The organism is Sphingobacterium multivorum (assembly GCF_900457465.1).
GTDB classification, from domain to species: Bacteria; Bacteroidota; Bacteroidia; order Sphingobacteriales; family Sphingobacteriaceae; genus Sphingobacterium; species Sphingobacterium multivorum.
Genome location: NZ_UAUU01000003.1, coordinates 67,300 through 89,482, shown reverse-complemented (window position 1 = coordinate 89,482; position 22,183 = coordinate 67,300). Strand labels below are relative to the sequence as shown.

Here is a 22,183-nt window from a genome sequence, read left to right as displayed (position 1 = left end):
ATGATTCGCTTTATAACGAATAATGAAAAAATCGATTACAGTAGATCTGTATACCATTCGGAACGGGAGACTGGAAATCGAAACAGAGGCATGTTCTACCTGATGCGCAACAATGGACTCATTGATGGTGAAGGTGAAGACAAACTCAATAATTATTTTAAGCAGTGCTCCATTGAGATAACTGCGGAGGATCTGGCTAAAATAGGTTTCTTTTTTGCCCATCATTGCGTGCGCTATGATGGAAATAAGCAATACTATAACCCAGATCTATCTCAGCTAGTTCAATCACAAATGCTCATTGCAGGGATGTACGAATTTAGTGGCGAATATGCCAGAACTGTCGGACTTCCAAGTAAATCGGGCGTTGGTGGCGGAATCACAGTAAGTGTACCGAATAAAATGGGTATAGGGGCCTACAGTCCAGCATTGGATCAACATGGCAACTCTGTTGCAGCATATCGCATGATATTGGACTTGGTAAAAGAGAAATCGCTGGGCCTCTTTAATTAGTTTTCAACCTTTCAAAATCATATGACACGAACAGAACCCATAATTGCTGTAAAGAGCGTCTCCAAAAGCTCGCTATTCTACCAAAAGCTTTTGGGCTGTACCAGTCAACATGGCGGCGAAACATTTGAAATTCTCACGGATAACGGGACTGTCATTCTCTGTTTACACAAATGGGGTGAGCACGACCACCCTACTATGCAAGATCAAAAACATGCGGGGAATGGATTTATTTTATTCTTTAGAGTAGACAATTTACAGCAAATCTTCGAAAACGCTACTTTGTTAAATGCATTCATAGAGAAAGATATACATTACAATGAGAACTCGCTAAAGGATCAATTTATCCTGCGTGACCCCGACAACTATTACCTGATTGTATCAAACTAGGCTACTATAGCTGTATATCGATTGAATGGAGGCTTGTCTTCATACGTAAAATTTCCATTCTTAAACCAGTTTAATTTTTTTAGCGTATACTAATCGCAACTTTGTCTTATCAAAACTTAAAACAATGAACACACGATTGAATATTGCAAAAGTAGATGCGGTAGCCTATAAGGCGATGATGGGATTGGAAACCTATCTCAATGATATTTTTTTAAATCCAATTCAAAAGGAACTCATAAAAATACGTGCTTCTCAAATCAATGGCTGTGCCTTTTGCTTAGATATGCACACGAAGGATGCGCTGAAGTATGGTGAAACGCCACAACGGATATTTTTATTAAATGCCTGGCGGGAAACGAATCTATTCACTAAGGAAGAACAGATTTTGTTGGAGATGACAGAGGAGATCACATTGATACATCAAAAGGGTTTGACAGAAAGCACTTTTCAAAAAGCAAAAGAAATATTTGAAGAAAAGGAGATTGCACAGATTATTTTGGCGATCATTACCATAAATGCGTGGAATAGAATTGGCATCAGCACCCATTTAGAACTATTAAAGTAGTGCTACGCTTTGATTACAAAAAAGCCTCTTTCAATATTGGAAGAGGCTTTTTTCATTGCTAAATATATTCCTGTTTTTTCCAATAAAAATCCCGATTATCCTTTATCTTTATTAGGAAAACCAATATGAATGCATGATTATGAAAATCCTAAAAAAAATCCTAATTGTTTTGGCGATCATCATCGCTATTCCCTTAATTACTGCAATCTTCGTCAGTAAAGACTTCTCGGCCCAGAGTGAGATAACAATCAATAAGCCAAAGCAGGAAGTGTTCAACTACGTGAAAATGCTTAAGAACCAAGATAACTTTGGTGTATGGCAACTATCAGACCCGCAAATGAAAAAAACTGAACAGGGTGTAGATGGTCAAGTCGGCTATAAATCCAGCTGGGATGGTAAGAAAGTCGGTAAAGGTTCACAGACCATTACAAAAATCGTCGAGGGCGAAACAATTGAAACGGCCCTCGATTTCGGTATGGGTGAACCAGCCAAGGGTTATTTCATCTTAAAAGAGATCTCGCCTAATCAAACTTTGGTGACCTGGGGAATTTCAGGAAAATCGCCCTATCCATGGAACTTTATGAACTTATTTATGAATATGAATAAAGACTTCGATCAGGGTCTGAAAAACTTAAAAAATAGACTAGAATAGCGACTATACAATGCAAAAAAAAGTGGTTAAAATAAACTTTACTTTAACCACTTTTTCTCATTTTTAAAAGGAACAAAATTTATCTTCTGCGCATTAAAATTCGTAGAATGTACCAGAACAGCAACATGATTGATGAAAATAGCTGCAAGGCTGCCCCTACATATTGTTCGTTGCCGTAACTATACTTCAGATTTTGAGTTTGATAGAGTATGCTTCCAGAAGCAAGTGCAATCATGGCAACCGAAAACCATAATCCAAGTTCAAAACCAAAAATAGCTCCAGCAACAATTGCCCCCAAAGATAAGAAGCCTCCAATCACCAGGATATTTCTGAGAAATGAAAAATCTTTATTGGATACAAATGCAACGACAGTAAGGCCGGTAAACAAGGCCAAAGTCATTATACTTGCCTGATAAATGACACTAATTCCTTCGGTCATAAATACCGCCATAAAAATCATCGGCAGGAAGATGATTGCCTCCAGTACAATATAGAATGCTAGGCCTAAATATTGGGTTTGACGGCTTTGCGAAAGTGTCCATCTTGATGAAAGTGTGGAGCCCAACCAAAAACATCCCAATAAGAACAACCAAATAAATTTTCCGCTAACCATCCAAACGATAAAATCATAAGGGATCAATTTGATCAGCAAAGTTTCCAAAACGATAAATGCTAAAATCGAAAGCGCAACATGAAGATAGGTTTTTTTATAAAAAACGCCCCTTTCAGCGTCATCATTGATAAGAATATACTCTTGTGATTCCATAAAACAAATACAATAGATTAAATAAGGATTAAAAATAAGCATTTATTCTATTTTCACAAGAAAGAAGTTTGCATAGGCTTATAAAAAAAGAACCCCGCCTAGCGGGGTCCATTCAAACAAACAACTTATTTCCAGCCTCCTCCCAAATCTTTATAGATATTGACAACAGCATTGAGCTGCTGCTTCTTTGTTTCTATCAATTCAAGTTTTGAATCCAGTACATCGCGTTGTGTCATTAAAACCTCCATATAGTCTGCCCTCGCTGATTTAAAGAGATCATTTGACACAGACACGGAATTATTCAGAACCTCAACTTGTTTTGTTTTGAAATCGTAGCTGCGCCCGAGGTTTTCAATATTAGAAAGTTGTGTAGAGACTTCTAAGTAAGCATTCAGAATCGTCTTCTCGTAATTATATACCGCCTGTATTTGTTTCGCGTTGGCTGTATTAAATTCCGCTTTAAGCCCATTTTTGTTGATCAAAGGTGCTGCAAGCTCCCCTATTAGATTATACAAAACTGATTCAGGCATCTTAAATAGATAAGAAGGCTTGAATGCCTGTAAACCCAGAGCAGCCGAAATCTCCAAAGAAGGATAAAACTCTTTCCGCGCGATCTGTACGTCCAACTTCGCGGCAGCGAGCTCATACTCGGCCTCACGAATATCAGGTCTATTGCTTAGTAGTTGGCTCGGTATACCTGTCTTAACTTTCGCCGGGATCAGATCGACAAAATTGCTTTTGTCACGTTTGATCTCTTGTGGGAAACGTCCCAATAGAAAATTAATACGGTTTTCAGTTTCTTTGATCTGTTGCCGCGTCTCAAATTCCATACCTTTGGTCTTCAACACTTCGGCTTCAAACTTTTGAACCGCCAGTTCTGTTACACGAGCAGCCTGTTTCTGCAATCGGATTACCGAAAGCGCATTGTCCTGAAGCTCGATATTTTGTTTGATAATAGCCAACTGATTGTCCAATGCCAATAATTCATAATACGAACGGGCAACTTCGGCAATAAGGCTACTTAAGACAAAATTTTTCCCTTCTACCGTAGCAAGATAACGGTTCAGTGCTGCTTGTTCGGAGTCCTTCAGTTTTTTCCAAACATCGATTTCCCAACTGGCATACGCACCAATGGTCAAATCTCCTAGTGGATCCGGCATTTCCTTTCCAGGGGCAATTTCTGTACTGGCATCACCGGCCCCCTGACTGGTGTATCGTCCAACTTTTTCAACACCACCTCCGGCACGTAAACCAACAGTGGGTTTCAATGCTCCTTTTCGTAAAAGAATATCATTCTTTGCGATCGCCAACTCCTGCAAAGTAACATTCAGCTCCTGATTGTTTTTCAACGCTGTATCGATCAATACAACTAAATTTGGATCCGTAAAAAATTCACGCCACTTAACCGACGCTGAATTCGTTGTATCTGATTGAGCTACATCTGTATACTGCTTCGGAACGAATTTATTCTCCTGTATTTGTGTCGCTTTGGGAACCTTACATCCCGTCACTGCTGCTGAAAGCGAAAATGCAATGACCCATTGTATTTTTCTGCGATTAGTCATTATTATCAAGTTCTTCAGTTAATGGATTTTCATCTTCGTGTTTAATAAGCTTGCGTTTGGAGGCAATAGTCCCGAAGATAAAGTATAAGCCCGGTATCACCACAATACCAAAAACCGTCCCTAACAACATACCTCCCGCTGCCGCTGTACCGATCGTACGGTTTCCAATTGCACCTGGGCCTGAAGCCATAACTAAGGGAATCAACCCGGCGATAAAAGCAAATGATGTCATCAAAATAGGTCTAAACCTTACTTTTGCACCGTCCAAGGCAGCCTCAATGATACTCAATCCCTGCGAATGCCGTTGAGCGGCAAACTCAACAATCAACACGGCATTTTTACCAAGTAGACCGATAAGCATGACCAAAGCAACCTGCGCGTAAATATTGTTTTCCAATCCCAATAACTTCAATAGTAGAAATGCCCCAAAGATTCCGATTGGTAAAGAAAGCAACACCGCAAAGGGCATAATAAAGCTCTCATATTGAGCGGAAAGTATCAAGTAAACGAAACCGAGACAAATTAAGAAGATATAAATTGCTTGATTTCCACGACCTACCTGATCTTTGGAAATACCAGCCCAATCAATGCCATAGCCTCGTGGTAAGGTCTTGGCAGCGACTTCATTAATCACCTGAATTGCTTCACCACTGCTATAACCTGGTGCGGCAGAGCCCGAAATTTCAGATGCCATATACATATTGTGCCGGGTGATCTCAGAAAGACCGTAAACCTTTTCCATATGCATAAATGCTGAAAATGGTACCATTTCGTCTTTATCATTCTTCACATATAGTTTTAAGATATCTTCCGGCAAAGCCCTGTATTGCGGCAAAGCCTGAACCATAACTTTATATTGACGGTCATACTTAATGAAATTTGTTTCGTAATTACTGCCCACCAAAGTCGAAAGCGTATTCAGTGCATTATCAATGGTAACACCCTTCTGTTGCGCCAGATCATTATCGATATGCAACATATACTGCGGAAAACTTGCACTATAGAAGGTAAATACAGACGATAATTCAGGCCTTTTGTTCAATTCACGCACAAAATCCTTACTTACCGTTTCCATTTTCTTGTAGTCGCCAGAACCTGCTTTGTCCAGAAGACGAAGCTCAAATCCACCCGCAGCACCATAGCCCGGTACGGCCGGCGGTTGGAAAAACTCGATAGACGCTCCTGGAATATTTTTGGCAGCGGCCTCCAGTTGCTCTATGATCTCCTGCGAGGATTCTTTACGTTCTTCCCAGCTTTTCAAGTTGATCAAACAAGTACCTGTATTTGCCCCGGTTCCTTCAGTCAGGATTTCATAACCAGCCAATGAAGATACCGATTGTACACCATCAATGTCTTCAGCTTCTTTTTGCAATGTCTGGGCCGCTAGATTGGTCCGTTCCAATGTCGATCCTGGCGGCGTTTGAATAATAGCATAAATCATCCCCTGATCTTCATTGGGGATAAAACCTGCAGGAACAGCATTATTCAAAAAATATGCGCCAATACAAAAACCAATTAATACTAAAAATGTAAAAACGCGCTTATCCACTATGCCCTTCAACAAGTAAACATATTTGTTGGACATCTTATCAAACAATCTATTGAAAGAATCCAGGAATTTATCGATAATGGATTTCTTTCTTGCCTTTCCATGGTTATTCTTCAGCATAATCGCACATAAAGCCGGAGTGAGTGTCAATGCCACAACACCCGATAAGATGATGGAAGTAGCCATGGTAATGGAAAACTGCCTATAGAATATCCCTACGGGGCCAGACATAAAGGCAACCGGAATAAAAACCGCCGCCATAAGGAATGTGATCGCAACAATGGCACCACTGATTTCGTGCATCGCTTTTTTGGTCGCCTTATAGGCCGAAATATGAAGCTCTTCCATTTTAGCATGGACAGCCTCAATAACCACAATCGCATCGTCCACAACCACACCTATGGCAAGCACCAGTGCAAACAATGTGATCAAGTTGATGGTAATGCCAAAAAACTGCATGAACAAAAATGATCCCACCAATGAAACCGGCACTGCAATGGTTGGAATCAAGGTCGAGCGCCAATCTCCTAAGAATAGAAAAACCACAATAGCAACAAGCACAAATGCTTCCAATAAAGTATGGACTACTTTTTCCATGGATGCATCCAAGAATTTTGATACGTCATAGCTAATTTCGTAATCCAGCCCTTTCGGAAAGGAAGCTTTCAATTCCTTCATTTTGCTTTTAACGTCTTGGATTACCTGAGAAGCATTACTTCCATAGGATTGTTTTAAGACAATCGCTGCAGATGGTTTTCCATTCAGTGTAGAGTAGATATCGTACATCGCCGAACCGAATTTGATTTCCGCAACATCTTTTAAACGTAACATTTCACCATTTTCACCCGCACGTAAAACGATATTGCCATAACCTTCCGTAGTTGTAAAACGCCCCGGGTATTTCAATACATATTCAAAAGACTGGGAGGTCATACCAGACGACTCCCCGGCTTTACCTGGTGAAGCTTCCAAACTTTGCTCGGATAAGGCTTTCATCACCTCTTCTGCAGAAATCTTGTAGGCTGTCATACGATCAGGTTTCAACCAAATACGCATCGCTAATTCGCGTGTTCCAAGAATATTTGCCACCCCGACACCGTCTACCCGACGTAATTCGGAGACAATATTCATGTCCGCATAGTTATACATAAAATTTCCATCAAGCTCCTTGTCTTTACTGTAGAGATTGATGTACATTAACATATTGGATTCTTCACGTGTAATCTTCACCCCTTCACGGACCACAATTGGCGGAAGCTTGTTAACCACAGAGGCTACGCGGTTCTGTACATTTAAAGAAGCCTGATTCGGATCCGTTCCTAGGTTGAATACGACCTGAATACTTGCTTCCCCGTCATTACCGGCATCGGAAGCCATGTATTTCATTCCAGGAACCCCATTGATCGCACGTTCCAGCGGAATGATAACTGATTTAATCATCAACTCACCATTGGCTCCAGGATACTCGGCAGTGATGTTCACCTTCGGTGGCGATATTGACGGAAATTGTGTTACAGGAAGCTGTACCATAGAAAGCACACCCAAAAACACAATGATCAGTGATATCACGATCGAAAGTACTGGTCTATTTATATAACGACTAAACATAGTAATTTAACTGTAAGGGATCTATTCTGTTTTTAACTTCAAATTTGAGATGGCGTCTTTAGGTTGCACAAAGCTGTAGCTGATTTTATCATCCTCTTTTGCTTTCTGAATACCATCCAACAAAAATTTATCATCTTTTTGAAGTCCGCTCGTTACCACATACAGATCTGGTAGGGAGTTACCAATGGTGATATGACGGGCTTTTAATTTGCCCTCCTTATCGATTACATACACATATTTACGGTCCTGCATTTCGTATGTCGCTTTCTGTGGAATAATTAAAACCTGTTTCAGCGGAAAGTTCATCACCACCTTGCCGCTCTCGCCATGTTTTAATAGACGGTTTGGATTGGGAAATTTCGCTCTAAAAGCAATATTTCCCGTCTCACTGTTGAACTCACTTTCTATGGTCTCCACAAGACCATTTTGAGCGAACAACTCATTATTGGCAAGCAACAAGCCGACATGAGTATCTCCACGTTTACTCACGTTAGTTTGATAACTTAAATATTCAGGTTCGGAGACATTGAAATAAACCAGCATCTCACTGTTGTCGGACAGACTTGTCAATAATTCACCTTCATCCACCAAACTTCCCAATTTCAATGGAATCCGATCAATGGTTCCGTCAAAAGGTGCCCTGATTTCTGTAAAGGAGAGATGTAATTTTGCAATCGCAGCCTCAGCTTTGGCTTGCTCAAGTTTTGCTTTAGCCATCGCGAGTTCATTGGGCGATACGACATTTTTATCGGCAAGCGTTTTTGTATTTTGAACTTCAATTTCTGCTACATTAACTTCTGCCGAAGATTTACGGTATTCGGCCTCATACATCTTCGGCATAATCCGAAAAAGTAATTGCCCTTTATGGACAAATTGTCCTTCATCTACGAAAATCTGCTCGAGATAGCCCTTTTCCTGAGCCCGAAGCTCAATATTTCGGAAAGACCTAATCTGGGAAACAAAGTCCTTACGGATAGTTGTGTCCATTTGCACCGGAGAGGTCGCTGTAAATTTCTCTTTTCTTCCTTTTCTTCCTTTTTGGAAGTACACCCGATTTGGCATAAGGTAATAGCCAAACTAGCGAGCATAAATACTCTTTTCATTTGTAAGCGTCTAATTAAAAAAATAAGTTTGATTGTTTGTTGTCTTGGTTGGTGAAATGACCTCTACTTTTGGTTTATGGTCGTTCCGACTTGTTCATAGATTGTACAAATCGATTACGACTGAGCAGAGCATCCCTTAGGATATCCACCAAAGCATATGAAATTTCGAAGGGTATATTTTAAATTCTCCAGTTTTGTTGAAGAACGTATCTTTGAGGGAAAAGATAGGCTATGAAATTGCAAAAAGGTATCTTCTTTGCAAATCGAAAAACGAAAACAAAAAGGACAATAGCAAAAAGTAGCAGCGCAACAAATTGGGATGTCACCTGCAAATCCTTGGTCAGTTGAAAATTTTCGGCATCAAATTCCTCGATAACTGGATTATCACTGTGAATATTACCGTAAAATAGCGGATCGATGTGGTCAACTGATGCGTCAATATACTGCTGTACATCAGCATGATTATGCTGATACATAAAACTAACAGTTGGTCGGTCGGATTCAATGAGCACGGCATGGCTATTACTGCTTCTGATAAATAAGAAGCATAAGAATAAGAATATCGTAACAACCGCTTTCATTGCGGAGCAAATATACTAGCGTACAACTAATTTTAACGATCTTTAACACATTTTAACAAAACAATTACAATTCGTAGATTTCCGCTAGAAAAGTGACAATTGCAAACCCCGACCATTTGTTCTCAAGGGTTGTGCATCTCCGAAGACTGTTCTGCCACCATATTTCCAAGTATCTCGCCGTTCTTCTGCTATAATTTGTTGAATATCAAATTGTGGCTGAAAATCTTTTTCGCTATCCAAGACAATCTGGTGCAACTTGTTAATCGACCTTAATTTTTCACCGTAACCCAGTTTAGATTTTTCAATGCCTTTTTGCAAAATTTGAATACTTTCATCGTAAATGGTTAAAGGAACTGGAAAAGGATGCCCATCTTTCCCGCCATGAGCAAAGGAAAATCGAGCGGGGTCATTGAACCGTGAAGGCGCACCGTGGATTACCTCACTGACTAAAGCCAATGACTGTAACGTACGGGGCCCAACTCCTTTTAAAAGCAATAAGTCTTCAAAATGGCTTGGTTGACTTTCTCGAGCCACGTACAACATCGCTCCTAGCCTCTTCAAGTCAACGTCCGAAGCACGGACATCGTGATGGGATGGCATAATAAGTTTAGCGAAGTCTTGCATCACTTGAGTTGAATCCTCCGCTACGATCGTCATAATACCTGTTCTATTGGCCGCCGCTTCTGCAGCTGTCAAGTTGAGGATAATACCTTGTGAAGGACCACTGATACCCGCATGTGGTTCTTCAACGAACGATTTGACCTTTTCAGAATGCCAATGGTAACGACGGGCAGTTCCATCCTTTTCATGCATACCTTGCTGCACGACCGACCAATTGCCATTATCCGTCACGATAAAATTGTGGAGATATAATTGGTAACCATCCTGAATAGCGGTGTTATCCACTTTAGCAACAAGCTTACTGCTGCGAATCAAGTCGTTGCCATCTAGTCCCATGTCGTTCGAAAGCCGAAGTAGTTCCTGTGGGGTCTGCATGGAAAGCTTGCCTTTACCCCCACAGATATATAGTCCTAAAGATTTCGCATCGGGATTAATAGCGCGTTTTAATGCCCCCATAACAGCCGTTGTGATCCCTGAAGAATGCCAATCCATGCCGAGAACAGCACCAAAGCTTTGAAACCAGCGGGGATCTGCCAGTCTTCTCAAAACCTCGTCTTTACCATAATCCATTAATATTACTTCAACAATGGAGCGACCTAGCAAAGCCATACGTTCGTAAAGCCACGCTGGTACTTTTCCATAGTGTAATGGGAGATCTGCGGTTCCGGATCGTTTCATTTCAAACTAAATATATTAGTACAAATCTATCTCTTTTTTAGATAAAATAAAAACGGCTAGATAGCTTCTAGCCGTTTTTATTTTATGATCAATCTATACACTACATCTGAGCATATAACTTAGGGCGCATCGAAGTAGCGGCACAAGTCACAGCTTCACTACTTACCGGTCAACGCTGACAATAATCCAGCCCGGAACGAAGGATCTTTCTCCGAAAACTCGATCGAATGCTTATAGGTGTCTACATTAAAGAAGAGCTCCGCTGGAGCAGCTTTTTTATTGTCCAAAAATAGTTTAAAGCTGTACGCTGTTTTTTTGGACAAATCAGCATTCACCTTATTGGATGAAAACACATTTGGAAGAATTACATCTTTTGTAAAAGAATCAGTGGTAGCTATTTGAAATAAATCACCTAATGCTTTAATTAAATTGTCAGACTGTTGACCCGACGACGAGATTCTAATCTTACCTTTGGTAAAGCCGACTTCATCACTCGGTTGGCCATCTATTATACCTGCGGGTATAAAATCTACAACCTCAAACTTCGCTCCTACAGTATCCTGTTTGTAAAGAGATTTTGTGATATAAATACGGCTTGAATCCGTTTTAATTTCATCTGTAATACGTAGAAAAAAGTTCTTCTTTTCTGCGCCCGGTGAACCATTCGTAAATTGTTCGATTTTTACACCTTCAATTTTGTTCACCGTTGTTGTATCACTTCCATCAGTTTTCTTTTGATTGGAATTTCCGCAACTAGCCATCAGCACCGTAGCGGTCGCAAGAAATGCTATAGATTGAATCTTGTACATATTGAATTGTTTGTTATCAGTTATTAATGAATATTGCTCTTATAATATTACCATTATTACTGATAACAAACAACTATTAGCAATGTTTTTATTTTATTTCAATAAAGCATCGTATAAAATTTCCACAGGATGATAAGATTTTCTTCCTACACCATCTTTAATCTGATGTCTGCAAGAAGTACCCGCTGCGGCAATTAAAGTACCAGGTTCTGTTTGGCGTATGGTTGGTAATAAAACCAATTCGGCTACTTTCATCGAGATATCATAATGTTCAGCCTCATAACCAAATGATCCTGCCATACCACAACAACCCGAAGGAATTGTTTCTACGCTAAAGTTCGTCGGAAATGATAGGACCTGTTCCGTAACAGTAACGAGATGAAAAGCCTTTTGATAACAGTGGCCATGAAGCTTTACCTTTTTCGTTTCCGACGTAAACTGTTCTGAATGAATACGTCCCGCTTTCATTTCATTCAACAGAAATTCGTCAATCATCAGCGCATTTTTGGCTATTTTTTGTGCGTCAACACGTAAATCATCATCGACTAAACTTAAATACTCATCTCGAAATGTAATTATCCCGGAGGGTTCAACGCCTAAAAGTGGCGTATCATCCGTAATTAGTCCCTTTAAGAAATGGATATTTTGATTCGCAATCTCCTTTGCTTTTTTCACAAAGCCTTTAGAAAGATAAGTCCGCCCGCTTTGCACATGTTTTGGAATGACTACTTCATACCCCAAGGCAGTCAGCAACTTATATGCGGTAATGCCGATCTCGGCATCATTATATTCGGTAAATTCATCCGAAAAAAGGTAAACCCGACGCTTACTATCACTTGCCACTGCTTGTTTTTTTACCCATTGGGTTAAAGTCGTTCCATTGACTGTAGGTAAGGAACGCTTTGGCGCAAATCCTACTGTTTTTTTGACTACTCCTGACAAGAAATCATTTTTGACCACAAAGTTGTAAATGGGCGCAACCCAAGATCCGAGTTTCTGAGACTGGGTGAAATTAGCGATTAATTTTGTTCTAAATCCCGCACCATGCTCATCATAATAGTGCTGCAAAAATTCGGCTTTCATTTTGGCCACATCCACACTGGAAGGACACTCCGTCTTACAGCCTTTGCAGCTTAAACAGAGATCCATGACCTCTTTGATCTCCTCATGATCGAAACGATTTTTCTTTGGGGAATTCGTTAAAAATTGACGCAACATATTTGCCCGCGCCCGTGTCGTATCTTTTTCATCGCGCGTAGCCATGAATGAAGGGCACATTGTTCCACCGGTAATTTCAGTCTTTCGGCAATCTCCCGAACCAGAACACTTCTCCGCCAACCGAAGAATAGACTCATCTTTAGAAAAATCGAAATAGGTCTTTATTTCTGTTCGGTTGCTATCGTTGTCATAACGTAAATGAGAATCCATTGGCGGCGTGTTGACAATTTTATTTGCATTAAAAACGCCCTGTGGATCAAAGATATATTTTACATCTTCAAGCAATTTGTAGACTTTTTCACCAAGCACTTTGCCGATAAATTCGCCGCGCAGACGACCATCACCGTGCTCACCACTCAGTGAACCGTTATATTTTAATACAAGGTCGCTGGTTTTTTCGAGGATTGAACGAAATGTACGCTTCCCTGCTGCTGTTTTCAAATTCACAAAGGGCTCAATATGTAGTTCCCCGGCTCCCGCGTGCGCATAATAGGATGCATGCACCCCCTCTTCCACCAAAAGTTTTTGGATATCACGCACGTAAGCAGGTAAATCTTCAGGCGACACCGCACAATCTTCAATCAAATTTACAGGTTGACTATCCCCGGGTAAATTGCGAATTAGCCCCAGTCCTGCCTTGCGTACATCCCAAACCAAATTGGTCTGTTCAATACCCGTAATGTAGGGATAAGCATAACCAAGCCCGCGGGCTACAAGGTCCGCTTTCAGAGCCATCGCTTTTGCCTCTGTTTCAGCGGCTGTCTGCCCCCTAAACTCAACAATTAATAAAGCCTGGGGATCACCCTCAATAAAAAAACGATTATACTTATAAGTTGGATGCCCAACCGTAAAATCCATGATGTATTTATCTACCAATTCGGATGCTTCCGGCTTGTGCGCTAAGGCTACCACATTACCGTGCATACACTCTACCATATCCGCAAAATGAACACAAAGTAAGCCTAGTTCCTGCGGTGGTAAGGGCATCAGTTTGAGTTTCGCTTCTGTAACAATAGCCAGCGTTCCTTCGGACCCTGCCAACAAATTACACATATTGAAAGGTGTCGAGCGATCGGCAAGGATATCCAAAGCATAACCGGTATTTCTGCGCGTGATAGATCGTTTTGGATAGCCCGCTTCAATGGCGCTTAAATGCTCGGAGTCTGTCAATAATGCATTCATATTACGGTAGATATCCCCCTCACGACCAGCTAATAATAATTTATTAAAATAGGCTGCTTCATCAACTGCTTCAAAGGTCACTTCAGAACAGTCGTCCAAAAGTACATTGGCCGAAATCAAATTGTGTCGTGTATCGCCCCAAACAATCGAATGCAGACCCGAAGAGTTATTGCCAATCATTCCACCTACCATAGCACGGCTTGCAGTCGAAGTTTCAGGGCCAAACATCAGTCCGAACGGTTTAAGATAATTATTCAAGTCGTCACGGATCACACCAGGTTGTACCCGAACCCACTGCTCGTCGACATTAAGTTCAAGTATATGGTTAAAATGACGAGAAATATCCATGATAATGCCATTGCCTACTACCTGACCAGCTAAAGAAGTGCCGGCGGTACGTGGTATGATTGTGACACCGTTGTGCCGCGCAAAATCAATTATTTTTTTGATATCATCATGATCGACGGGTATGGCTACGGCCAAGGGTTTTTCTTGATAAACAGATGCATCTGTCGAATAGGCAAGCAACATCGTTTGGTCCTTCGTTTCATGAGTATAATAGAGCTCCCCTTTGAGTTGAGACGCTAATAAGGCTAATTGATTTTGATCTTTCACTTAATCTGCATTTATGTATGAAACAAATTTAGTCAAATTTATCCATCGGAAAAAGAGAAGATTGCAAGAAATACCCAAATCAAAAACAAAAAACGCATAAAAACGCAAAATCAAACAAATTACCATAAAAGTCAATTTTATTTCGTTCCTTCCGACAATGCACGTATTTTTGTGGCGCTACATCATTTAAATTAACGATTCATATCTTATATGCGTAATCTATTCCTTCGCTATACGCTGCATTCTGATTTTATTATATACACCATCCGGGTATTGATTGGCTTCCTTATAGGTTATCCCCTTTTCGTATCTTTTCCCCAATATTCGGTTTCCTGGACACTAATCTCCATTATATTGGTCATTTCACCGCAAGAGAATGAGTCGAAAAAAATAGCCATCGACCGGGCTAAATCCAACTTTATAGGATCAGCAATTGGTCTCAGTCTATATTTCGTTCCCATTTCGCAACTCTATGCCATGATTATCGGTATTGTTGCATCATTGATTACATGCAAGCTACTCAATATTATGGCTGTGGCAAGGACATCCATGGTGGCACTCATTATCGTCTACCTTCACGAACAGCAAAGTCGCTCTTACTTCGCCGCTTTGGATCGCTTTGGCTGTGTGTGCTTAGGTTGTCTGATTGGATTGGGCGTCATCCTGTCAACGAGTAATATTATTCTGAAATTAAGAAAAAGGTACAATTGTTGAGTTATACGCCTACCTGTCTAAAAGGCAATATACTTACCTTCAGTACCATAGCCCAAATGGTCAAGATTTCTTTCTTATAAATAAGAATAAAATTCACTCAAATTTCCGATCACTCAGAATTATATTCAGAATTTTATATACAATTTTGAATTTTATACTTTTTTGCCTACCTTTGCAGTCGAAATGACAAAAGTAGAATATAATTTAGACCAGGTCGACTATAAAATCTTGCGCCTAATGCAGGATAATGGACGGATCAACAATGCTGACATCGCAAGAGAATTAGGCATGGCACCATCGGCGATCCTCGAGCGCGTAAAGAAGCTCGAGCAAAAAGATGTGATTTTAAAGTATAGTGCCAAGATCAATCCTGCCGCGGTCGATCAGAAACTTTTATCGTTTATTTTTATCAAAGCCAATGATATTATTGGCGAACAGGGTGTAGGGTTGGCACTTGCGGAAATCCCTGAAGTTCAAGAGGTACACGACATTGCAGGTGACGATGGTTACCTTATTAAAGTAAGAACTGCGGATTCTACAGGTTTAGTGGATCTCATGCGAAATACCTTAAGTAAAGTGGAAGGTATTATTTCAACGCGGACAACAATTGTACTTCAGACTGTCAAGGAAGATCAGCAGGTTGTCATACCTGAGTAATAGAAAGGAGGTTTAATCATGTTGCAAGGACAAAAAAAGGCTGCTAGCCCATTAATGGTTGTAGTTGCTTATTTCATTATTTATGTGGTATGGGGCTCGACCTTTTTCTTTATAGAAAAAGCGTTGCATAGTTTCCCCCCATTTATTTTGGGTTCGTTTCGATTTGTTGCAGCCAGTGCAATTCTAATGACATATTGTGCTATAAAAGGGTATAGATTATTTAACAAGCGTTCTATTCAAGAGGCCGCAATCGTAGGTTTTTTATTGCTCTTTGTCGATATGGCCGGGGTTATCTGGGCCGAGCAATATGTGTCTGGTGGTGTTGCCGCTATTATTGCCGCAGCCGCTGCAATCTTGGTTTATTTTATTGGATAAACCCAAGTGAAAGAAAAACTTTAGCAGCATTAGCACGGTTGCTGGTGTAGCATAGGTTTCTGTGGTGTTGTGATGCTTTTCGCTGAACAGATCATGGCGACCAATGATCATACAGACGGTACGCTTAAGGTAATTGCCCTATCTATTTTGGTATTGGTTCTATCGCTTGGACTGTAGGTTCATTGATTTCCAAGTATTTTAAAAAATCCGAAAAGAAGAAAAAGAGGACCTGCATGTTATGGTGAAGACTGCTTGGCAAATGGTTACCGCAGGTGTTCTCTTTAATATCACGGCGCTATTTACCGGTGAATATGCATCATTTACACTGAGCAGTGTAGCACCTATTGACTGGTTTAACTTGGGGTATTTAATCACATTTGGTTCCATCCTTGCTTTTTAGCTCGTATATTTGGTTATTGCAGGTACGTCCAGCAATGGAAGTAAGTACCTATGCTTATGTGAACCCAATTATTGCACTTATATTAAGTCATTTTTTTACTTCGCATGTGGTGACCTCATTGCAAATTGTTGGACTAGCGGTTATTCTATTCTCGGTCCTATTAATGAACTGGAAAGCATATCGTACCAAGCTGTCCTCGCGCAGCAAAAGGAAAAAGATCCTTCAGCAGGAGAATAGTTTAGAGCGTTTGATAGCAGCGGATCCCCAAACGGACAACAAACATATTCCTGAGACGGAATTAGTTCATTAGGTTGTTATTTTTCTAATTATATGGGCAAAGCTTAACGTGTAACAATGTTAAGCTTTTGTTGTTTTTAAAAATTAGCTAACATTGGATAAGATTTGTTCATATATAATTGGCTAACTTTGCGTACTATTTGGTTAAATTAAAAAGAATGAATATTTCGAAGCAAATTGCCTTTATTGGTAGCCTTGGTGTCGCTTCGCTTTTGATGATTACAGGTTGTACAAAACAACTCCATCCAACGCAAAAAGATTTCCAACAATATCATATCAATAGCGATATGCAAGCTGATCCTGCAGTCGTGTCAATCTACGAACCCTTCAAACACAAAATGGAAGCGGAGATGAATCGTGTGATTGGACATGCGGACAAGGCATTGACAAAAGAGAAAACAGCGGAAACATTAATGGGCAATTTTTTTTGTGAAGCCTTGTTGTGGATGAGTGAACACAATGCCCATAACCCCGCGGATTTGGCGTTCGCAACAAAAGGTGGTATCCGAAATGATCTTAAAGCAGGCGATATTACAGTAGGACATATTTTGAGGTTATGCCCTTTGAGAACACATTGACGATACTCGAGCTCAAAGGTAGTCAGATTCGTCAGCTGGCTGACTATATTGCTACAACACATGGACAACCTATAGCCGGAATGACGTTGACAATTACGGGCAACAAAGCTCAGGACATAAAGATCAAAGGTCAAGCTATTGAAGACAATAAGTTATATAAATTAGTGACCTATGATTATCTTGCCAATGGTGGTGACAACCTCAGCCTGTTGACACAACCTGTATCCCGGGCTAATTATCCGCAACGCATGCGTGAAGGTTTGATTGAATATGTGAGCGAATTAACAAAAGAAGGCAAAAAAGTAAATGCAGAATTAGATGGAAGAATTAAAATCAATTAACCGAAGATCTTTTATCAAGCAAGTTGGTGGATTTTCTGTTGCAGTTGCTTTGGGATCACTTCCTTTTCAAGTCGACGCGAAGAGCAAAAAGGTAAAACTTACAATTTTACATACCAACGATGTTCATAGCCGTATTGAACCGTTTCCAATGGACGGCGGGAAATATCAGGGATTAGCTGGTGTTGCGCGCCGAAGTACACTGATCAATAAAATCCGCAAAGAAGAAGAACATCTTCTATTACTCGATGCAGGCGATATGTTTCAAGGTACCCCCTATTTTAATCTTTTTGGAGGAAAACTTGAACTTGACCTCATGACAAAGTTAGGTTATGATGCCGGGACATTTGGAAATCATGAATTTGACAATGGTCTTGACGGTCTTGTAAAGTACCTGGATCACGCTAAATTTCCGTTCTTAACGGCAAATTACGACTTCAAAGGAACCGTATTGGAGGGCAGAACCCAAGATTATACCATATTCCATAAAGGTGGAATAAAAATAGGCGTGTTTGGACTAGGGGTAGATATTGAGGGATTGGTTGACCCCAATAACTTCAGGGGAATGAAATATTTGGATCCTATTGAAGTTTCCAACAAGGTGGTCCGCACATTGAAAGAAAAACACAAATGTGATTTGGTCATCTGTTTATCGCATTTGGGCTATCAATATGAAAACGACAAGGTGTCGGATCTGATCCTTGCCGCCAAAACCTCAGACATTGATCTCATTATCGGAGGACATACGCACACCTTCTTAAATGAACCAACACTGGTTACAAATTTAAAAGGAACAAAGACCGTTGTGAATCAAGTCGGTTTTGCTGGAATTAATCTAGGACGTATTGACTTTATTATGGAACCAGGGTCTGACAAGAAACAAATGGTCGCAAGTACCTATCAGGTCAATCCGACAATTCCGGAGTCCATGTTGGCATAATATAATCTAATTTTAACAAATGCCAAGTTGACTAATCAATTTGGCATTTTTTTTACCAATACTATAAGAAGACGTATGAAGTAAAAACTTATACGGTCTATACACGCTGATTCGTCATTCAATGAAAAGAATTTTATCGATTTACCTCGACTCCTTTAAGGGACTGTCTCAAGCCGCATGGCTACTTGCCATAGTGATGCTCATTAATAGAATGGGAAGTATGGTGATTCCCTTTCTTGGCCTCTACATGACCCAGGTTCTACATTTTGACATTAAACAGGTCGGTGTGGTATTGATGAGTTATGGATTCGGCTCCGTTTGTGGTTCCTATATTGGTGGCTGGCTGACTGACCGGATTGGCAGCTTCAAGGTTCAGTTCGGAAGTCTGGTATTGGCGGCCCCTTTATTCTTACTGATCCCACATTTCAAAGAGGTACAGTCCTTATCCATCATGATTTTTACGTTAAGCTTAATCTTTGATGCCTTCAGACCTGCAAACTCCGTGTCAGTGGCAAGTTACGCTAAACCCGAAAATATCACGCGCGCCTTTTCATTGAATCGTCTTGCCATAAATCTGGGATTTTCAATCGGCCCGGCGGTGGCTGGATTTTTGGCCACCATCTCATTCAATTGGATCTTTTATGGAAATTCTTTTGCCGTCCTTTGCGCTGCAGTGATTTTCTTTGTCTTTTTTCATAAACGAGAAAAAAGAAGCGATATTAAATCTAAAAAAGAGATTACTGCTGAAAACGAATTACCTCAAAAGACACGAAATCCCTATACCGACCTGCCTTTTGTCTTATTCAATATCTTTTGTTGCATTTTCTCATTCTGTTTCTTTCAGTTGATCACAACGTTACCTATTTTCTACCGAGAAGTTCACCATTTGAATGATCACCAAATCGGATTTCTACTCGGCTGGAGTGGATTCGTTATCGTATTACTGGAGATGTTCATTGTCCATATAGCTGAAAAAAGATTCTCGCTTATAAGCACGCTCGTCTTTGGAACATTTTTATGTGCCAGCTCTTATGCCATGTTAAATTTTTCAGGTGGACTCGGGTGGTTATATTTCACATTCTTTATCTTCGGCCTTGGCGAGATGCTGACACTACCATTTATGGCAACGGTTTCTGTTAACCGTTCGACACCTAAAACACAAGGAGCATACATGGGGTTCAATTCGTTGGCATTTTCAGCTGCAAATATATTTTCGCCGCTTTTAGGGACTAGCATTGTCGATTCCTTCGGTTTTACAACCTTATGGTGGGCAACCGCATTAACCTTATCTGCTACGGCGATCGGATTCTACTTGGTTCTGAGATGGATGAAGTAACCTACACTTGAGAAATGAAAAACGGGTGTATGCTCATGTGAGATACACCCGTTTTTCATTAAACACGCCTGAAACCTACCAAATTTTGATACGTTTATCGACCGGAACAAACATTTTGTCGCCGTTCTTTGTATCCCAAGCCTTATGGAAAGCATCTAGGTTAATGATTGGGGCAAAAGCACGGTACTGTGCTGGAGAATGTGGATCAGTTTTTACTTGATTGACCACAAACTCATCGGTAGTTTTCGTTCTCCAAATCGTTGCCCAGGAAAGGAAAAAGCGCTGGTCCTGTGTAAAACCATCTATTAAACCAGGATTTCCCTTATCGTTCAGATAGAGTTGCAATGCATCAAAAGCCACTGATGAGCCACCTAAATCCCCAATATTCTCCCCTAATGTAAAGCGACCGTTCACAAAAACACCTGGTACAGGTTCGTAGGACTCAAACTGACGTACCAAAGCATCAGCCGCTGCTTCAAATTTCGCCTTATCACTGTCGCTCCACCAATTGTTCAGGTTTCCATTCCCATCGTATTTCGCACCCTGGTCGTCAAATCCGTGCGAAAGTTCGTGACCAATTACCGCACCAATACCGCCGAAATTAACTGCAGCATCAGCTTTATAATCATAGAATGGCGGCTGAAGAATCGCTGCTGGAAAGACAATCTCATTAAACAGTGCACTATAGTAAGCGTTCACAGTCTGTGGAGTCATCCCCCATTCAGATTTGTCCACTGGCTTATCTTGTTTCGCCAAATTCCGGTAAAATGCCCATTTACTCGAAGCTAATACATTTTCATACAACGATGTCCCAACATCAAGTTTGCTAAAATCTTTCCATTTATCCGGGTAACCAATTTTAACTTTAAACTTAGTCAGTTTGTCCAATGCCTTTACTTTCGTTTCATCCGACATCCAAGTCAATCCCTTGATATGCTGCCCGAAAGATTTAACGAGGTAGCTTACAAGCTCTTCCGCTTCAGCTTTGGCCTTTGGAGGGAAGTTTTCTTTCACATACAATTTCCCTAATAACTCACCTGCGATCGAATTGACAAATTCCACACCGCGCTTGTCCAGAGCACGCTGCTCCTTTTGTCCTTTTAACTTACGACCCCAGAAATCAAAATACAGATCATTTAACTCCTGAGTAGTATATGACGCTGCATTATTTAAAATATGAAATGTCAATAGCTCTTTGATCACCGGTAGATTTTCAGGGTTGAAAACCCGATCCAAATTTTCGTAATACTTTATTTCCGGTACAATAACAGTATCAGCCTTAAAACCGACATCCTTTAGGTACTTTGCAATATCGACGTTTTTCACAATCTTTTTTAGATCGGCTACAGCGATCGGATTATATCGCCCATTTGCATCGCGTGATTGCTCAACGGTTTTAAGGTTTGCCGCCAGCTGCTTTTCAAAGGCGACAATTTTTGGACCTTTTAAATCCTTCGTAATTTGGCCTGATTTAGCATAAAGTGCAGAAATATAATTTGAATAATCCGTTAACGTTTCTTCGTTCTTCTTATCTTTTACTTGATAATAAGAACGTCCAAGCCCCAGACTTCCTCCGCCGAGGTATACTGTATTAACATCGGAATTTTTAAGATGCGCATATACATAGCCACTAAAAAAAGGATTTCCACCAATCGGTGCTACCTCAACAAGATAGTTGTATAAATCATCAAAATTTTTAATTGCTGCAATTTTAGCAAGATAAGGTTTAACAGGTTCTAAACCAAGTTTATTACGTGTTTTCATATCCACAAATGATTTATACAAATCACCTATCTTCTGATTGTCTGTACCCTTTTGGAATTGTCCAGTTAGCGATTCTTGCAAGACCTTCAACGTAGCAATATCGGTGTTTTCACGCAATTCGTCGAAAGAACCCCAACGTGCTTTATCAGAGGGCATTTTGACTGTTTTCATCCAGTGTCCATTCACAAAATTATAAAAGTCATCTTGAGGACGAACACTCTTGTCCATGTAACTCACATTGATTGCGTTGTTTTGCGCTTGGCCCGCCAATGAGCCGCAGGTCAACAAAGCTGCTAAAAGTAGATTTTTCTTCATATAAAAATTTAGTTTGTCTATCGCTATACACAAACTTAAGCAAAGTTCTTCTATTGTTAA

20 protein-coding genes and 1 pseudogene are annotated in these 22,183 nt (G+C 40.4%); 12 read left to right on the top strand and 9 right to left on the bottom strand.

Annotated features, from left to right (window positions below; all coding sequences use genetic code 11):
* From DTA23_RS28580 to DTA23_RS05855, 4 genes are all read left to right on the top strand, one after another.
* Positions 1–510: a glutaminase gene (locus DTA23_RS28580; protein ID WP_256602917.1), complete on the top strand. Its 510-nt coding sequence runs from the start codon at positions 1–3 to the stop codon at positions 508–510.
* A gap of 21 nt (positions 511–531) precedes the next feature.
* On the top strand, positions 532–897 hold the full coding sequence (locus DTA23_RS05865; RefSeq protein ID WP_070564049.1) for a VOC family protein: 366 nt from the start codon (positions 532–534) through the stop codon (positions 895–897).
* A 124-nt stretch (positions 898–1,021) separates the two neighbouring features.
* A complete protein-coding gene (locus DTA23_RS05860) occupies positions 1,022–1,462 on the top strand; it encodes a carboxymuconolactone decarboxylase family protein (protein WP_070564046.1) in 441 nt (146 codons plus the stop codon).
* 139 nt (positions 1,463–1,601) lie between these two features.
* The gene (locus DTA23_RS05855; RefSeq protein WP_046673443.1) at positions 1,602–2,114 is read left to right on the top strand and encodes an SRPBCC family protein; all 513 of its coding nucleotides are present in this window, start codon (positions 1,602–1,604) and stop codon (positions 2,112–2,114) included.
* Between the two features lie 79 nt (positions 2,115–2,193).
* Here the strand turns inward: DTA23_RS05855 and DTA23_RS05850 are convergent, their stop codons facing one another.
* The 8 genes from DTA23_RS05850 to DTA23_RS05815 all read right to left on the bottom strand — a co-directional run bounded on the left by DTA23_RS05850 (position 2,194) and on the right by DTA23_RS05815 (position 14,409).
* Positions 2,194–2,880 (bottom strand): Bax inhibitor-1/YccA family protein, encoded by a 687-nt coding sequence (locus DTA23_RS05850; RefSeq protein ID WP_046673344.1) that lies wholly within the window; start codon positions 2,878–2,880, stop codon positions 2,194–2,196.
* A 125-nt stretch (positions 2,881–3,005) separates the two neighbouring features.
* The gene (locus DTA23_RS05845) at positions 3,006–4,445 is read right to left on the bottom strand and encodes a TolC family protein (protein WP_070564043.1); all 1,440 of its coding nucleotides are present in this window, start codon (positions 4,443–4,445) and stop codon (positions 3,006–3,008) included.
* Positions 4,438–7,602: an efflux RND transporter permease subunit gene (locus tag DTA23_RS05840; protein WP_112374113.1), complete on the bottom strand. Its 3,165-nt coding sequence runs from the start codon at positions 7,600–7,602 to the stop codon at positions 4,438–4,440. The genes DTA23_RS05845 and DTA23_RS05840 overlap by 8 nt, the downstream gene beginning before the upstream one ends.
* 21 nt (positions 7,603–7,623) lie before the next feature.
* Positions 7,624–8,664 carry an efflux RND transporter periplasmic adaptor subunit gene (locus tag DTA23_RS05835; protein ID WP_256602914.1) on the bottom strand — a complete coding sequence of 347 codons (1,041 nt, stop codon included), beginning with the start codon at positions 8,662–8,664 and terminating at the stop codon, positions 7,624–7,626.
* 220 nt (positions 8,665–8,884) lie between these two features.
* On the bottom strand, positions 8,885–9,181 hold the full coding sequence (locus DTA23_RS05830) for a hypothetical protein (protein ID WP_070564037.1): 297 nt from the start codon (positions 9,179–9,181) through the stop codon (positions 8,885–8,887).
* A gap of 189 nt (positions 9,182–9,370) precedes the next feature.
* A complete protein-coding gene (locus DTA23_RS05825; RefSeq protein ID WP_112374112.1) occupies positions 9,371–10,585 on the bottom strand; it encodes a DUF763 domain-containing protein in 1,215 nt (404 codons plus the stop codon).
* Positions 10,586–10,743: 158 nt separating this feature from the next.
* Positions 10,744–11,394, bottom strand: coding sequence for a hypothetical protein (locus DTA23_RS05820; protein WP_046673338.1), 651 nt, complete (start codon positions 11,392–11,394; stop codon positions 10,744–10,746).
* Between the two features lie 93 nt (positions 11,395–11,487).
* Positions 11,488–14,409: an FAD-binding and (Fe-S)-binding domain-containing protein gene (locus tag DTA23_RS05815; RefSeq protein WP_239468863.1), complete on the bottom strand. Its 2,922-nt coding sequence runs from the start codon at positions 14,407–14,409 to the stop codon at positions 11,488–11,490.
* A 210-nt stretch (positions 14,410–14,619) separates the two neighbouring features.
* Between DTA23_RS05815 and DTA23_RS05810 the strand changes: the two genes are divergently transcribed.
* From DTA23_RS05810 to DTA23_RS05785, 8 genes and pseudogenes are all read left to right on the top strand, one after another.
* Positions 14,620–15,123 (top strand): FUSC family protein, encoded by a 504-nt coding sequence (locus DTA23_RS05810; RefSeq protein WP_046673336.1) that lies wholly within the window; start codon positions 14,620–14,622, stop codon positions 15,121–15,123.
* A 183-nt stretch (positions 15,124–15,306) separates the two neighbouring features.
* Positions 15,307–15,780, top strand: a complete 474-nt coding sequence (locus tag DTA23_RS05805) for an Lrp/AsnC family transcriptional regulator (RefSeq protein ID WP_046673335.1) — start codon at positions 15,307–15,309, stop codon at positions 15,778–15,780.
* Positions 15,781–15,798: 18 nt separating this feature from the next.
* Complete coding sequence (locus DTA23_RS28575; protein ID WP_256602910.1) at positions 15,799–16,155, top strand: EamA family transporter; 357 nt, start codon at positions 15,799–15,801, stop codon at positions 16,153–16,155.
* Positions 16,156–16,393: 238 nt separating this feature from the next.
* Positions 16,394–16,555 (top strand): hypothetical protein, encoded by a 162-nt coding sequence (locus DTA23_RS28570; RefSeq protein ID WP_256602909.1) that lies wholly within the window; start codon positions 16,394–16,396, stop codon positions 16,553–16,555.
* 34 nt (positions 16,556–16,589) lie between these two features.
* Positions 16,590–16,865: a hypothetical protein gene (locus DTA23_RS28565; RefSeq protein ID WP_256602908.1), complete on the top strand. Its 276-nt coding sequence runs from the start codon at positions 16,590–16,592 to the stop codon at positions 16,863–16,865.
* Positions 16,866–17,010: 145 nt separating this feature from the next.
* Positions 17,011–17,771, top strand: a pseudogene (locus DTA23_RS30175) (5'-nucleotidase C-terminal domain-containing protein).
* Entirely contained in the window at positions 17,749–18,708 is a 960-nt protein-coding gene (locus DTA23_RS05790; protein ID WP_112374111.1) for a bifunctional metallophosphatase/5'-nucleotidase, read from the top strand. The pseudogene DTA23_RS30175 and the gene DTA23_RS05790 overlap by 23 nt, the downstream one beginning before the upstream one ends.
* A 121-nt stretch (positions 18,709–18,829) precedes the next feature.
* Positions 18,830–20,044, top strand: coding sequence for an MFS transporter (locus DTA23_RS05785; protein WP_112374110.1), 1,215 nt, complete (start codon positions 18,830–18,832; stop codon positions 20,042–20,044).
* Between the two features lie 75 nt (positions 20,045–20,119).
* Here DTA23_RS05785 and DTA23_RS05780 read toward each other — a convergent pair whose 3' ends face one another.
* Positions 20,120–22,123, bottom strand: coding sequence for a M13 family metallopeptidase (locus DTA23_RS05780; RefSeq protein WP_112374109.1), 2,004 nt, complete (start codon positions 22,121–22,123; stop codon positions 20,120–20,122).
* Between the last annotated feature and the right edge of the window lie 60 nt (positions 22,124–22,183).

Coding starts and splice junctions, on each gene's coding strand:
- DTA23_RS28575 (WP_256602910.1), top strand. CDS start 15,799: ATGTTGCAAGGACAAAAAAAGGCTGCTAGCCCATTAATGGTTGTAGTT.
- DTA23_RS05860 (WP_070564046.1), top strand. CDS start 1,022: ATGAACACACGATTGAATATTGCAAAAGTAGATGCGGTAGCCTATAAG.
- DTA23_RS05845 (WP_070564043.1), bottom strand. CDS start 4,445: ATGACTAATCGCAGAAAAATACAATGGGTCATTGCATTTTCGCTTTCA.
- DTA23_RS05830 (WP_070564037.1), bottom strand. CDS start 9,181: ATGTATCAGCATAATCATGCTGATGTACAGCAGTATATTGACGCATCA.
- DTA23_RS05810 (WP_046673336.1), top strand. CDS start 14,620: ATGCGTAATCTATTCCTTCGCTATACGCTGCATTCTGATTTTATTATA.
- DTA23_RS05855 (WP_046673443.1), top strand. CDS start 1,602: ATGAAAATCCTAAAAAAAATCCTAATTGTTTTGGCGATCATCATCGCT.
- DTA23_RS28570 (WP_256602909.1), top strand. CDS start 16,394: ATGGTGAAGACTGCTTGGCAAATGGTTACCGCAGGTGTTCTCTTTAAT.
- DTA23_RS05850 (WP_046673344.1), bottom strand. CDS start 2,880: ATGGAATCACAAGAGTATATTCTTATCAATGATGACGCTGAAAGGGGC.
- DTA23_RS05835 (WP_256602914.1), bottom strand. CDS start 8,664: ATGCCAAATCGGGTGTACTTCCAAAAAGGAAGAAAAGGAAGAAAAGAG.
- DTA23_RS28580 (WP_256602917.1), top strand. CDS start 1: ATGATTCGCTTTATAACGAATAATGAAAAAATCGATTACAGTAGATCT.
- DTA23_RS05865 (WP_070564049.1), top strand. CDS start 532: ATGACACGAACAGAACCCATAATTGCTGTAAAGAGCGTCTCCAAAAGC.
- DTA23_RS05805 (WP_046673335.1), top strand. CDS start 15,307: ATGACAAAAGTAGAATATAATTTAGACCAGGTCGACTATAAAATCTTG.
- DTA23_RS05825 (WP_112374112.1), bottom strand. CDS start 10,585: ATGAAACGATCCGGAACCGCAGATCTCCCATTACACTATGGAAAAGTA.
- DTA23_RS05785 (WP_112374110.1), top strand. CDS start 18,830: ATGAAAAGAATTTTATCGATTTACCTCGACTCCTTTAAGGGACTGTCT.
- DTA23_RS05780 (WP_112374109.1), bottom strand. CDS start 22,123: ATGAAGAAAAATCTACTTTTAGCAGCTTTGTTGACCTGCGGCTCATTG.
- DTA23_RS05790 (WP_112374111.1), top strand. CDS start 17,749: ATGGAAGAATTAAAATCAATTAACCGAAGATCTTTTATCAAGCAAGTT.
- DTA23_RS28565 (WP_256602908.1), top strand. CDS start 16,590: ATGGAAGTAAGTACCTATGCTTATGTGAACCCAATTATTGCACTTATA.
- DTA23_RS05820 (WP_046673338.1), bottom strand. CDS start 11,394: ATGTACAAGATTCAATCTATAGCATTTCTTGCGACCGCTACGGTGCTG.
- DTA23_RS05840 (WP_112374113.1), bottom strand. CDS start 7,602: ATGTTTAGTCGTTATATAAATAGACCAGTACTTTCGATCGTGATATCA.